Here is an 11,949-nt window from a genome sequence, read left to right as displayed (position 1 = left end):
CCATGGCCAGGACCGATGAGCCCGGCCTTTCCCTCTCGGCCGACGTGCTGGTGATCGGCGGCGGCATGGCGGGCGCATGGACCGCCGCCGCGGCCGCGCGCGAAGGCGCCTCCGTCATCCTCGTGGACAAGGGCTATTGCGGCACCAGCGGCGTCACCGCCACGGCCGGGCCGGGGCACTGGTGGGTGCCGCCCGACCCGCCGGAGGCACGGGAGACGGCCATCCGCAACCGGGCCGCCGCCGGGCTGGGCCTGGCCGACCCCGCCTGGATGGAGCGCGTCGTCGCCCTGACCTGGGAGGTGCTGCCGACCCTCGCCCGCCACTACGACTTCCCCGCCGACGAGCGCGGCGTGGTGCAGTACCGCGCCCTGCGCGGCCCGGAATACATGCGCGCGCTGCGGGCCCTGATCCGCGAGCTGGGCGTCACCATCCTGGACCACAGCCCGGCGCTGGAGCTGCTGGCGCATCCCGACGGCGCCGTGGCCGGGGCGCGCGGCATCCGGCGGCAGCGCGGCCAGGAAGCCTGGCAGGTCCGCGCGGGCGCCACCGTGCTGGCCACCGGCGGCACCAGCTTCCTCTCCCACCTGCTGGGCTCGCAGAACAACACCGGCGACGGCTACCTCATGGGCGCGGAGGCGGGGGTGGAGCTGTCGGGGATGGAGTTCACCGGCATCTTCACCGTCGCCCCGGCGCGCACGACCATGACGCGCTCCATGTCGTATGCCTTCGCCACCTACTACGACGCGGCGGGGCGCGAGCTGCCGATCCCGCCCGGGCCGGACCCGACGCGGCCGTTGGCCCGCGCCCTGCTGGCGGGGCCGGTCCTGTGCAGCCTGCACCGCATGCCGGAGGACATCCGGCGCCACCTGCCCACCGTCTCGCCCAACGTCATGCTGCCCTTCGCGCGCTGGGGCATCGACCCGTTCCGCGACCGCTTCCCGGTGACGCTGCGCCATGACGGCACCATCCGCGGCACGGGCGGGCTGCGCATCGCGGGCGAGGATTGCCGGACCCGCGTGGCGGGGCTCTTCGCGGCGGGCGATGCCGCCACGCGGGAGCTGGTGGCGGGGGCGACCTCCGGCGGCGGCGCGCAGAACTCCGCCTGGGCGCTCTCCTCCGGCCACTGGGCCGGACGGGGCGCGGCGCGGCTGGCACGCCGCCTGGGTCGGCGGGAGCGGACGCCGGCCCTGCCGCTCGGCCAGGCGGGTCTGCGCCCGACCCGTGCCGCGCGCCCGGTGGAGCTGGCGTCGCTGCGCGAGGCGGTGCGGGGGGAGATGCTGCCCTACGACAAGGCGCTGTTCCGGACCGGTGCGGCGCTGGAGCGGTCGCGCGCGGTGCTGGAGGAGGGCTGGTCGGAACTGCGGGACCACGCCGCGGCGCGCGGCCACGACCAGCTGCGGGCGCGGGAGGCGGCGGCGCTGCTGGCGACGGCGCGCTGGTGCGTCGCCGCGGCCCTGGCGCGCGGGGAGAGCCGTGGCCTGCACCAGCGGGAGGACCGGCCGGAACAGGACCCGGCCCAGGCCGGGCGGCGGCTGGTCGGCGGGTTGCAGGAGGTCTGGACCCGGCCAGAGGCGCACCCGCAGGCCACGCGGGTCATGGAGCTGACGTCGTGATCGAACTGCTGCTGAGCGAGCGCTGCACCCGCTGCGATGCCTGCGTCCCTGCCTGCCCCAGCAACGTCCTCGACTCCGTGCCGGGGCGTCCCCCCGTCATCGCGCGGCCGGAGGACTGCCAGACCTGCTTCATGTGCGAGCTGTACTGCAAGGCGGACGCGATCTTCGTCGGCCCGGACTGCGAGGCGGCCGAGCCGGCCGATCCGGCCGGGATCCTTGCCTCCGGCCTGCTCGGGCAGTTCCGGCGCGAGTCGGGCTGGGACGAGTGGCAGGGGCGGTATCCGAACGAGCACTGGCGCATGGACGCCATCTTCCGGCGGGCCCGCGGATAGGGGAGGGCCCGCCTCGTCCCGGGCTGCGGCGGCGAAGGCCCGCTCCGCCTGGTCGGGCAGGGGGTGCGCCGCTGTCGAGCACAGGGTTGCTGAGCCTGTTCGCACGCAGGAAGGCCCAGACGCTCTCGACCGGGTTCAACTCGGGGCTGGAGGGCGGCAGGCGCAGCAGGGGAATGCTTCCGGGCGCACAGGCGGCCGGTCTGCGTTCCCCCGCGCTCGCGGGGATGAATGCTCCCCATCCCCGCTCGACACGGCAACGCCGACGGTAAAGGGGCTGGGGAAGCGGTGCCGCAGGCCGCGCCGGTACGAGGCTGTCGGCCAGCGGCGGACGCCGTTGCAACAGACTGCCGCTGACCTCGGCCAGCCCACGCCCCGGCGCATCAGCCCGGCTGGGACACCTCCCGCTTCCGAAGCGCGAAGGCCGTGGCGTAGGTCGGCGCCCCTGCCGCTTCGCCGCCGAGCGCCGCGATCGCCGCCGCGTGGCGGTTGGCCGCGTCCTGCAGCGCGCCGGCCTCCGTGGCCTCGATCAGCAGCAGGCCGGCGAAGCTGCTGTCGCCGCTGCGAAGGGACTTCTCCTGCGTCTTCACGGCGGTCCTGTCCTGGTCCACCGCGAGCAGCCAGGCCGCGCAAAGCCTGTCCTCCGCCGCGATGGCCTCCACCACCGGCGCTGCCTCCTTGGTCGGCATCCGTCCCAGGCGCAGGGGGAGCACGAACCCGCCCTGTCCCGCCCCGGCCGCCGCCACCACCTGCCCGCCGCCGCGCGCGAAGTTCCGCAGGATCGGCATGATGCGCGATGACCACGGCGTCGGCGCGTTCAACCGGGCGAGGTAGTCGGCGCCGTTCAGGACCGAAGGATTGGCCAGCTCGTAGAGGATGAGGTAGCGGCGGACCTCCGCAAGGTCGGCGCGCAGGACGCGGCCGGCCTCGAAGCCCGGGATGGCGACGCGCTCGGCGGCGTGCTCCCGGCTGAGCCAGTGCAGGTAGTCCGTCTCCTGCTCCGAACTCACGTCGCTCCAGATCGCGAGCATCCCTTTCGGCATGATGCCCTCCTATTCCATCTTGATCCCGCGCTTGCGGATCAGCTCTCCCCAGCGACGTCCTTCCTCCGCCTGATAGGCGGGGAAGGCCTCCGACGTGCCGGCGTAGATGTCGATGGAGGCATTGTCGAGCCGAGCCTTGACCTCCGGCAGCGCCAGGATCCGGCGCGAGGCGTCCGAGAGGGCGGCGACGATCGCGGGCGGGGTGCCGGCGGGCGCGAAGAAGCCGAAGTCGTTGGTGGCGCGGTATCCGGCCAGCCCGCATTCCGCCAGGGTCGGCACCTCGGGCACCTGCGGGCTGCGCTGCGCGCTCGTCACCGCCAGCGCGCGGAGGTCGCCCGACTTGAGGTAGGGGATGGCCGTCACCGTGTCGACGAAGGCCATAGTCGTTTCCTTGCCGAGCATCGCCTGCACCTGGAGCCCTCCGGAACGGTAGGCGACGTGCAGCATCTCGATCCCGGCCATGTCGAACATCATCTCGGGCGCAAGCTGGCTGATCGTGCCGGCCCCCGCGGACCCATAGGTGAGCTTGCCCGGCTGCGCCTTCGCCGCCGCGATCAGGTCCGCATAGGTGCGGATGTCGCTGGAGGCGTGGACGCAGACGAACATGGCGTTGCCGGCCAGCAGGCTGATCGGCGCGAACCCCTTGTCGCTGTCATAGGGCAGCTTCTCGAACAGGAAGGGCGCCAGGGCGAAGGTGCCGGTGGGCGAGACGCCGAGCGTGTAGCCATCCGGCCGTGCCCGGGCGACGGCGCCATGCCCCACCGTGCCGCTGCCCCCGGCGCGGTTGTCCACCACGAAGTTGCCATGGAGGACCGTCGTGAGGTGCTGCGCCAGCAGCCGCGCGACGAAGTCCGTCGAGCCGCCCGGCGCGAAGGGCACGATGATCGTGACCGTCCGGTTCGGATAGTCCTGGGCCGCGCCCTGGCCCTGGCCCTGGGCGCGGGCCATGCCGGCCCCGGTCACGGACAGGGCGGCAAGGCCGCCCAGCCCGGACAGCACCGCGCGCCGGCATGGCACGCCCTTCGTGTCTTCCCGCATCCTCGTTCCTCCTGTGTCGGTTCTTGTGATTCGTCCGCCGGCGGTGGCGGCCGCCTCAGTCCAGCATGTCCTGCAGGGAGCGGATCGCCGTGGCATAGCCGCGCGCCCCGAGGCCCGCGATGACGGCCGTCGCCACGCCCGAGACGAGCGAGCGGTGATAGATCGGCTCGCGACGATGGATGTTGGTGATGTGCAGCTCGATGATCGGGCGGCCGAACATCTTCAGGGCGTCGAGCAGCGGGATCGAGGTGAAGGTCAGCCCGGCCGGGTTGATGACCATGCCAGCGGCGTCACCGTCGATCGCCTCGTGGACCCACTCCACGAGCTGGCCTTCCCAGTTCGTCTGCCGGAAGACGAGCGGCGTCTCCCCGGCGCCTCGCGGCACATCGCCTCGACCTCGGCCAGCGTCGTCCGGCCGTAGATCTCCGGCTCGCGCTTGCCGAGCCGGTTGAGGTTCGGCCCGTTCAGGACGTGGATGGGGCCGCTCATGCCCGCTGGCCCGATCCCGCGCCGCGGCGTCCCCCGCCACGCGCGGCTGCCACCGCTCCTGAACCCGTCAAGCTGACGACCTCCCCCCTCACGGCGCTTCGCGAGCGCTTGCTACGCAGAGTTTATGATCATCTTTTTGCATGATCAACGGATGTTTTCTCCATTGTCATATATTAATCCCTGTGACGAAGCGTCTGTCCTTTTCCCGGGGACTGGGGCACCCTCACGGGGGTAGGAGGAAGCACTTGCTGCGCGACGTCCCGTCAGAGCCTGGGGAGACGACCATCGGGGAGGCGGCCTATCGCCGCATCCGAACGGACATCGTCTTCGGCCGCCTCGCGCCCGGGCGGAAGCTCGGCCTCGACCGGATGCGCGCCACCTACGGCGCGAGCGTCAGCACGCTGCGGGAGCTGCTGAGCCGGCTCGCCTCGGAGGGCCTCATCGTCGCGGAGGGGCAGCGCGGCTTCGAGGTGGCTCCCGTCTCGGCGGAGGATTTCCGCGAGGTCACCTCGCTGCGCCTCCTCCTGGAAAGCCACGCGATGGCGCAGTCCTTCGCCGCGGGCGGGCTGGACTGGGAAGGCGGGGTCGTCGCCGCCCACCACAAGCTCGCCGCCCTGGAGCATCGGCTGCTCGCCGGAGAGCAGGCCGAGGTCGAGACCTGGAAGCGCTACGACTGGGAATTCCACCGCGCCCTGATCGCCGCGTGCGGCTCGAAGCTCCTGCTCCAGGCCCACGCGGCGATGTACGATCGCTACCTGCGCTACCAGATGGTGGCCGTGGTGTTCCGTGGGGAAGAGGCCGCGGCGGAGCACCGGCGCCTGCTGGACAGCGCCCTTGCCCGCGACAGCGCCGCAGGCCAGGCCGCCCTGGCCGAGCATCTCGAGGCCTGCGTTCGCCACGTCCTCGCCCTGAACGCCCTCGCGCCTTTCAACGCCGCGTCGCGAGGCGACATGTCCGGCCCCTGCGCCCCCGGATCGGCCCGTGCGACGCGTGGGCGCCAGGCGGCGAGGGGGCGGCCGGCGCGCCGGCCGCTGTCGAAGCGTGACCTCGCCTGATCCGCCTGGCGGCTCAGACGGGCAGGCCGGTGTGGTTCTCGCCCATGGCCTGGGCAGCGGCGACGTCGCAGGCGACCTCGTGCGTCGCGCCGTCCTTCGCAGAGGTCGCGCGGGGGCGGCCCATGCCGGTCAGGGCGACCTCCTGCTCCAGCGCCGGGCGCTGCGCGTCACCTCCGTCCGGCCGTGGACCATGACGCCGTGGTTCACGCGCTCGACGACGTCGAAGCGGTGCTGCCGCCCGTCGGCGCTCCGCACCACGCCGTGGTGCGCCAGCCTCTCCTCCATGCGCGTGCCGCCGGCCCGGGTTCAGCCCGGCGCGGCATCGCCCGAATCCCCGAAGGCCATCCAGCCGCCATCGACGCTCAGCACCGTGCCGGTGATGTAGGACGCGGCCGTGGAGCAGAGGAAGTGCGCGGCCTCCGCGATCTCCTCCGGCTCGGCCAGGCGGCCCAGCGGGATGCGGCGGCGGATCGCCCCGCCATCCAGCCGCCCCTCCGATTCCAGCCGCGCCACCAGGGCGGTGCGGACATAGCCGGGGGCGATGGCGTTGACGCGGATGCCGAGTCCCGCCCATTCGCAGGCCAGGCTGCGCGTCATGGCGACGATCCCCGCCTTGGCCGCGCCATAGGCGTTGCGCCGCGGCAGGCCGGTGAGCCCGGCGATGGAGGCGAGGTTCAGGATGGTGCCCCCGCCCGCCTCTCCCATCACCCGCGCCGCCTCGCGCGCGGCGACGAAGGTGCCGTTGAGGTGGACGCGCAGGATGCGGTCGAAGGTGCCGACCTCCTGCTCCAGCGTCGGGCGCTGCGGGTCGCCGATGCCGGCGTTGTTCACCAGCACGTCCAGCCCACCGAGGCGCGACGCGGCCTCGGCGACCAGGGCGACCACCGCCGCCTCGTCCGAGACGTCGGCGGCGAGTGCGAGGTGGCCCTCGCCCAGCTCGCGCGCCCGTGCCGCCACGCGCTCGGCGGCGAGGTCGGCGAGCGCCACGCGGTGGCCTGCGGCGGCGAGGCGGCGGGCGATGGCCCAGCCGATGCCGTCCGCCGCGCCGGTGACCAGGGCGCTCATGCCGGGGCCTTCGCCGGCGCGTCGAAGCCGGGGCGGGGGATCAGGTTCATGATCCCGCGGGTGAAGCCGCCATCCACCACCATCTCGTCGCCGTTGACATAGGCGGCGCGGTCGCTGGCCAGGAAGGCGACCGCGTCGGCGATGTCCTCCGGCTGGCCGATGCGGCGCGCGGGCACCACCGCCTCCCGCCGCGCCTGCACGCCCGGCGCGTCGTAGAAGGGCTGGCTGAGCGGCGTCATCACCAGGCCGGGGCTGACCACGTTGCTGCGGAGGCCGGCCGGCCCCCATTCCGTCGCGATCTGCCGCGACAGCATCACCACCCCTGCCTTGCTGACGCTGTAGGCGCCGCTGAAGCCCTGGGCATGGCCCGCGGCGATCGAGGCGACATGGACCAGGCTGCCCCGCCCCGCCGCCCGCATCTGTGCCCCGAAGGCCTGGGAGCAGAGGAAGTAGCCGGTCAGGTTCACCGCCAGCAGCGCGTTCCAGTCGGCGAGCGTCAGGCTCTCCAGCGGGCCGGGGCGCAGCAGGGCGGCGTTGTTCACCAGCACGGCGCAGGGGCCGAGCGACGCTTCCACCTGCCCTGCCGCTGTGGCGACGCTCTCCGGGTCGGAGACGTCGCAGGCGAGCGCGAGCGGCTCCGCCCCCGCCTCGCGCAGCGCCGCGACCGTGCCGGCCATCCCGTCCGCGCTGCGGTCGAGCAGTGCCACCCGCGCCCCCACCGCCGCGAGGCCCAGGGCGATGGCGCGGCCCAGCCCGCCGCCCGCCCCGGTCACCGCGCAGACCCGGCCTTCCAGCCCGAGCCAGCCCCCGTCCCGTGCCATCGCTGCGCCTCCCTCAGCCCGGCTGCGCCAGCGAGGGCATCGCGGCGCGCAGGATCAGCCGGTTCTCCTGCGCCAGGATGAGGTCCGCCGAGGCCTTCAGGTAGGCGGGCCAGTCGGGGTCCCTGTCGCGCTCGGCGTGCTTCCTCTGGAACTCGCCCATGTCGTCGAAGCCCCAGAGGTGGACCACCTGGTTCAGCGGCCCCACCGCGCTGGTGAAGATGCCCAGCGGCCGGCCGAGGTAGCGGCGCTGCACGGGCATGGCGAGGCGGTCGAACACCTCCAGGAACTCGCCCATGCGGCGCAGGCGGATGGTGTAGGTGCGCAGGTCGACCAGCGGCTTGGCATCCATGGCGCTCAGCTCCGCACCAGGGGGCAGTTGCCGTCGGCCAGCGGACGGAACGCTTCCTCGGCCGAGACGGTGGAGACGGGCTTGTAGATGTCGCCCACCCGCCGGCTCTCCTCCGGCGACTTCACCTCGAACAGGTGGGCGGGGTGGATCTTGCGGCCATCGGCCCGGATGCTGCCCGTGCCGAAGGCGTCGTCGTCGGTGGGCAGGCGCTTCATCATCGCCACCGTCTCGCGGCCCGAGGCCTTGGCCTTCTCGACGCCCAGCTCCTTCGCCGCCTTCAGGTAGTGCAGCAGGCCGGAATAATCCCCCGCCTGGCTCATGTTGGGAAAGGTGTTGGCCGGCAGCTTCGGCCGGATGCGCTCCATGAAGGCGCGGGTGCGGTCGTTCAGGTCCCAGTAGAAGGTCTCGGTCAGCGACAGGCCCTTGGCCACCGGCAGGCCCATGCCCAGCACATCCGTGATGTAGCCGACCATCGCCGCCATCCGCACGCCGCCGCGCGACAGGCCGAATTCCTGCGCCTGCTTCAGGCAGTTGATCAGGTCCGTGCCGGAATTGGCGAAGGCGATGACGTTCGCCCCGCTGCGCCGCGCCTGGAGCAGGAAGGAGGTGAAGTCGGTGGTGTTGCCGTAGGGGTAGCGCACGGCGCCCAGCACCTTGCCGCCGGCGGCCTCGACGAAGCGCGTCGCATCCGCCTGCGCCGCATGGCCGAAGGCGTAGTCGGCGGTGACGAAGAACCACTTCGTGCCGCCGGTCTTCACCAGGCTGGTGGCGGTGGAATGCGCCAGGCACCAGGAATCCCAGGACCAGTGCAGCGTGTTGGCCGAGCACGCCTTGCCCGTCAGGTCGGAGGTGCCGGCGGAGGTGACGATGGAGACCTTGTCCCGCGCCTCCACCAGGTCCTTCGCCCCCAGCGCGAGCGAGCTGTTGCCGACATTGGTCAGCACGTCCACGCCGGCCTGGTCGAACCACTGGCGGATGATGGCGAGGCCGACATCCGCCTTGTTCTGGTGGTCGGCGACCAGCAGCTCCACGCGGATGTCCGGGTTCTGCGCGGTGAACTCGTCGATCGCCTGCTGCGCGCAGGCGACGCTCGTGGGCCCTTCCACGTCACGGTAGATGCCGGACATGTCCGTGATGTGGCCGACCCGGATCACCTTCGCCGCTTGTGCCTTCGCCGGCCCCGTCGCCAGCATCGCCGCCGCGGCGAGGCCCGAGGCCAGGATATCGCGCCGATTCCAGTTCATTCCCGTCGTCTCCCGTATGTTGTGTCGTTGTCAGCCGTACAGCGCGCCGGCCGGTTCCTTCGCCGCCGCCGTCTCCGCGTCGAGCCCGGCGAGGTGGCGGCCCAGCACGTAGCCGAAGGTCAGGTGCGGCCCGAGGGTGATGCCCGCGCCGGGATAGTTGCCGCCCATGATGCTGGCCGCGTCGTTGCCCACGGCGTAGAGGCCGGGGATCGGCGTGCCGCCCTCGCCCAGCACGCGGCAGGCGGCGTCGGTGCGCAGCCCGTTGAAGGTGCCGAGGTCGCCCACGTACAGCTTCACCGCGTAGAACGGCTCGCGCCGCAGCGGCGCGACGTTCGGGTTGGGCGTGTGGTCCGCATCGCCGAGGAAGCGGTTGAAGGCGGTGCTGCCGCGGCCGAACTCGGGGTCCTCCCCGCGCTCGGCGCCCAGGTTGTAGCGGCGCACCGTCTCCTCCAGACCGGCCGGGTCGATGCCCGCCTTCTGCGCCAGCTCCGCCAGGGTGCGGCCCTTCAGCAGGTAGCCGCTGCGCGTGTAGAGGGAGAGCGGCATGGGCGTCGGCTTGACGAAGCCCAGCCCGTACTTACGGATGGTCGGGTGGTCGGCGATCAGCCAGGCGGCCGTCTCGCCCTGGCCCTCGCAGGCGCGCTGCATCGCCTCGCCCACGTCGTGATAGCTGTTGGATTCGTTGGTGAAGCGGCGGCCGTCGCGCGTCACGGCGATGATGCCCGGCTTGTAGCGGTCCACCAGGTGCGGGAAGACGCCCGTCCGCCCGCCGCCCAGCGGCACCTTGGAGACGGGGATCCAGGCCGCGGCGTTGGGATGGTCGTCCACCCGCTGCGCGCCCAGCGGCGCGGCCATCCGGCCGGCATCCCCGGTGTTGCCCGGGGGGGCGGGAGAGACATGCTCGCCGCCGCGCCGCACATGGCCGAACTGCTGCCCCGTCCGCTCCGCGTCGCGCGGGAAGCCGCCCGCCGCCAGCACCACGCCGCGGCGCGCCTGGACGCGGATGTCGCCCGCCTTCGTCGCGACGACCGCGCCGGTGACGCGCCCCTCCTCGACGATCAGTGAGCGCGCCGGGGATTCCGTGCGGATGGGGATGCCCAGGTCGAGCGCGGACTTCGCCAGCCGCGCCGCCAGCGCGTTGCCGGCGGTGAGCTGCACGCCGCGCCGGTGGGTGGCGAGGTCCTTGAAGTGGCTCAGCAGCCGCTTCGCGACATAGGCGGCGGAGACGGGCGAGCGGGTGATGTTGAAGAAGTGCTTCAGGTCCGCGTTGGAGGAGTTGAACATCATCCCGAGGAAGGTGATCGTCCGCAGCGGCGGCCGCAGCCGCGCCAGCTCCGGCCCCAAGCGCCGCGCGTCATAGGGGGCGGCGGTGATGGAGCGGCCGATCGGCGCGCCTCCCTCCACGTCGGGGTGATAGTCGGGATAGTCGCTGGCGACGAAGCGGACCTCCGTCTCCTTCTCGAAGAAGTCGATCATCCTCGGGCCGTTCTCGAGGAAGACCTCGACCTTGGCCGCATCGAAGTGGTTGCCCGCCTCGTGGCGCAGGTAGGTGCGCGCCGCCTCGCGGCTGTCCCCGATGCCGCGCGCCTTCGCCTGGGGGTTGCCCGGGATCCACAGCACCCCGCCGGAAAAGGCCGTGGTGCCGCCGAAGAACGGCTCCTTCTCCACCACCAGCACGTCGAGGCCGAGCTTGCGCGCGGTGATCGCGGTGGCGAGGCCGCCGGCGCCGGCGCCGATCACCAGCACGTCGCAGGTCGGAGAAGCGGGGGACAGGGAAGCGGGGTTCGTGGCGTCGGTCATGGGCCGTCCTCCTTTCCCACCGCCTCGGACCGTTGGCTTGCACAGGGGGGCGGGTTCCTGGCGCATCCTGTCCCCGCGCCTCCCCCGGAAGCCATGGACACAATCCGGTTTCGCTTGCACTTTTCCCGGTTCGCGCAAGTCGGCTTTTCGCATCTGCACAAGCGCCAGGGGGCTGCCGATGGGAGGAAAACCGGAGATCGACCGCTTCGCCCTCTACGGCGAGCCGGTGCGTGGCGCGGGCAGCCGCTTCCTGCACCTGGAACCCATCCACGAGCGCAGCGGCCCCCATGGCTGGATCATCGCCCCGCATGCCCATGCCGGGCTGCACCAGCTCCTCCTCGTCGATGTCGGCGGCGGGCGGATGCGGGCCGAGGCCGTCGCGCCGCGCATCCAGTCCCCCGCCCTGATCGTGCTGCCGGCTGGGGACGTGCACGCCTTCGACTTCATCCCGCAGACCGATGGCTGGGTGATCACCATGGCCGAGGCGGTGGTGGCCGAGGCGGCACGGGGCGACCCGGCCCTGGCCGCGCTGCTCCGCGCCCCTGCCTTCTGGAGCGGGCTGGACGGGGCGCAGCGCGACAGCCTCCAGGACGCCTTCGCCGCCCTGGACCGGGAGCTGCGATGGTCCGCCCCGGCCCGCGCCCTGGCCATCGAGGCGGAGCTGCTGCGCCTGCTCGTCGCCGCCGCTCGCATCGCCCTGGACCGCGGGGCGGAGCGCGGCGCGACCCGCAGCGCCGACGACCGCCTGCTCGACCGCTTCCGCGCCCTGATGGAGGAGGAGTACCGTAGCGGCGCCTCGGTCGGCGCCTATGCGAAGAAGCTGCATGTCACCGAGGACCGCCTGCTCGCCGCCTGCCGCCGCCGCCTGGGCGACACGCCCAAGGCCCTGATTCAGCGGCGCCTCATGGCCGAGGCCCAGCGGCGGCTGCTCTACACCTCCGCCTCGGTGGGCGAGATCGGCCTGGAGCTCGGCTTCCAGGACCCGGCCTACTTCTCCCGCTTCTTCCACCGGCATGCCGGCCGCTCGCCCAGCGCCTTCCGCACGGCCCAGATGCCGGACGGCTGACGCGGGCGAGCCGGCGCAGCACCACGGGTACGACGCC

12 protein-coding genes and 1 pseudogene are annotated in these 11,949 nt (G+C 72.9%); 4 read left to right on the top strand and 9 right to left on the bottom strand.

All coding sequences use genetic code 11. The features are described from left to right. The first annotated feature begins 2 nt into the window (after positions 1-2). Together LPC08_RS17005 and LPC08_RS17000 are read left to right on the top strand one after the other, a co-directional pair. Positions 3-1,613 (top strand): FAD-dependent oxidoreductase, encoded by a 1,611-nt coding sequence (locus tag LPC08_RS17005; RefSeq protein ID WP_230449421.1) that lies wholly within the window; start codon positions 3-5, stop codon positions 1,611-1,613. Next, on the top strand, positions 1,610-1,945 hold the full coding sequence (locus LPC08_RS17000) for a 4Fe-4S dicluster domain-containing protein (protein WP_230449420.1): 336 nt from the start codon (positions 1,610-1,612) through the stop codon (positions 1,943-1,945). Before LPC08_RS17005 ends, LPC08_RS17000 begins: the two co-directional genes overlap by 4 nt. A 380-nt stretch (positions 1,946-2,325) precedes the next feature. Here the strand turns inward: LPC08_RS17000 and LPC08_RS16990 are convergent, their stop codons facing one another. From LPC08_RS16990 to LPC08_RS16980, 3 genes and pseudogenes are all read right to left on the bottom strand, one after another. Next, positions 2,326-2,985 (bottom strand): DUF4286 family protein, encoded by a 660-nt coding sequence (locus LPC08_RS16990; protein ID WP_230449419.1) that lies wholly within the window; start codon positions 2,983-2,985, stop codon positions 2,326-2,328. 9 nt (positions 2,986-2,994) lie between these two features. Next, on the bottom strand, positions 2,995-4,023 hold the full coding sequence (locus LPC08_RS16985) for a Bug family tripartite tricarboxylate transporter substrate binding protein (protein ID WP_230449418.1): 1,029 nt from the start codon (positions 4,021-4,023) through the stop codon (positions 2,995-2,997). 55 nt (positions 4,024-4,078) lie between these two features. Further along, positions 4,079-4,512 (bottom strand): annotated as a pseudogene (locus LPC08_RS16980) (type II 3-dehydroquinate dehydratase). A gap of 245 nt (positions 4,513-4,757) precedes the next feature. Here LPC08_RS16980 and LPC08_RS16975 point away from each other — a divergent pair. Next, a complete protein-coding gene (locus LPC08_RS16975) occupies positions 4,758-5,567 on the top strand; it encodes a GntR family transcriptional regulator (protein WP_230449417.1) in 810 nt (269 codons plus the stop codon). 129 nt (positions 5,568-5,696) lie between these two features. Here the strand turns inward: LPC08_RS16975 and LPC08_RS16970 are convergent, their stop codons facing one another. Genes LPC08_RS16970 through LPC08_RS16945 form a run of 6 tightly spaced genes read right to left on the bottom strand, consistent with a single transcriptional unit; the run spans position 5,697 to position 10,846 of the window. After that, positions 5,697-5,852 carry a hypothetical protein gene (locus tag LPC08_RS16970; protein ID WP_230449416.1) on the bottom strand — a complete coding sequence of 52 codons (156 nt, stop codon included), beginning with the start codon at positions 5,850-5,852 and terminating at the stop codon, positions 5,697-5,699. 21 nt (positions 5,853-5,873) lie between these two features. Beyond that, positions 5,874-6,632: a glucose 1-dehydrogenase gene (locus tag LPC08_RS16965; protein WP_230449415.1), complete on the bottom strand. Its 759-nt coding sequence runs from the start codon at positions 6,630-6,632 to the stop codon at positions 5,874-5,876. After that, positions 6,629-7,453 carry an SDR family NAD(P)-dependent oxidoreductase gene (locus LPC08_RS16960; RefSeq protein ID WP_230449414.1) on the bottom strand — a complete coding sequence of 275 codons (825 nt, stop codon included), beginning with the start codon at positions 7,451-7,453 and terminating at the stop codon, positions 6,629-6,631. The genes LPC08_RS16965 and LPC08_RS16960 overlap by 4 nt, the downstream gene beginning before the upstream one ends. A 13-nt stretch (positions 7,454-7,466) precedes the next feature. Continuing rightward, on the bottom strand, positions 7,467-7,802 hold the full coding sequence (locus LPC08_RS16955; protein WP_230449413.1) for an NIPSNAP family protein: 336 nt from the start codon (positions 7,800-7,802) through the stop codon (positions 7,467-7,469). Between the two features lie 5 nt (positions 7,803-7,807). After that, positions 7,808-9,046: an ABC transporter substrate-binding protein gene (locus LPC08_RS16950; RefSeq protein ID WP_230449412.1), complete on the bottom strand. Its 1,239-nt coding sequence runs from the start codon at positions 9,044-9,046 to the stop codon at positions 7,808-7,810. A 30-nt stretch (positions 9,047-9,076) separates the two neighbouring features. Beyond that, on the bottom strand, positions 9,077-10,846 hold the full coding sequence (locus tag LPC08_RS16945) for an FAD-dependent oxidoreductase (RefSeq protein WP_230449411.1): 1,770 nt from the start codon (positions 10,844-10,846) through the stop codon (positions 9,077-9,079). Positions 10,847-11,024: 178 nt separating this feature from the next. Here LPC08_RS16945 and LPC08_RS16940 point away from each other — a divergent pair, with 178 nt between their 5' ends. Further along, positions 11,025-11,912, top strand: coding sequence for a helix-turn-helix domain-containing protein (locus LPC08_RS16940; protein ID WP_230449410.1), 888 nt, complete (start codon positions 11,025-11,027; stop codon positions 11,910-11,912). Positions 11,913-11,949: the final 37 nt, after the last annotated feature.

The organism is Roseomonas sp. OT10, from assembly GCF_020991085.1.
GTDB lineage: Bacteria > Pseudomonadota > Alphaproteobacteria > Acetobacterales > Acetobacteraceae > Roseomonas > Roseomonas cutis.
The sequence above is the reverse complement of the archived record's forward strand: the minus strand, read 5'-3'. Positions and strand labels throughout refer to the sequence as shown.

Coding starts and splice junctions, on each gene's coding strand:
- LPC08_RS16985 (WP_230449418.1), bottom strand. CDS start 4,023: ATGCGGGAAGACACGAAGGGCGTGCCATGCCGGCGCGCGGTGCTGTCC.
- LPC08_RS16970 (WP_230449416.1), bottom strand. CDS start 5,852: ATGGAGGAGAGGCTGGCGCACCACGGCGTGGTGCGGAGCGCCGACGGG.
- LPC08_RS16965 (WP_230449415.1), bottom strand. CDS start 6,632: ATGAGCGCCCTGGTCACCGGCGCGGCGGACGGCATCGGCTGGGCCATC.
- LPC08_RS16945 (WP_230449411.1), bottom strand. CDS start 10,846: ATGACCGACGCCACGAACCCCGCTTCCCTGTCCCCCGCTTCTCCGACC.
- LPC08_RS16940 (WP_230449410.1), top strand. CDS start 11,025: ATGGGAGGAAAACCGGAGATCGACCGCTTCGCCCTCTACGGCGAGCCG.
- LPC08_RS17005 (WP_230449421.1), top strand. CDS start 3: ATGGCCAGGACCGATGAGCCCGGCCTTTCCCTCTCGGCCGACGTGCTG.
- LPC08_RS16960 (WP_230449414.1), bottom strand. CDS start 7,453: ATGGCACGGGACGGGGGCTGGCTCGGGCTGGAAGGCCGGGTCTGCGCG.
- LPC08_RS16955 (WP_230449413.1), bottom strand. CDS start 7,802: ATGGATGCCAAGCCGCTGGTCGACCTGCGCACCTACACCATCCGCCTG.
- LPC08_RS16990 (WP_230449419.1), bottom strand. CDS start 2,985: ATGCCGAAAGGGATGCTCGCGATCTGGAGCGACGTGAGTTCGGAGCAG.
- LPC08_RS16950 (WP_230449412.1), bottom strand. CDS start 9,046: ATGAACTGGAATCGGCGCGATATCCTGGCCTCGGGCCTCGCCGCGGCG.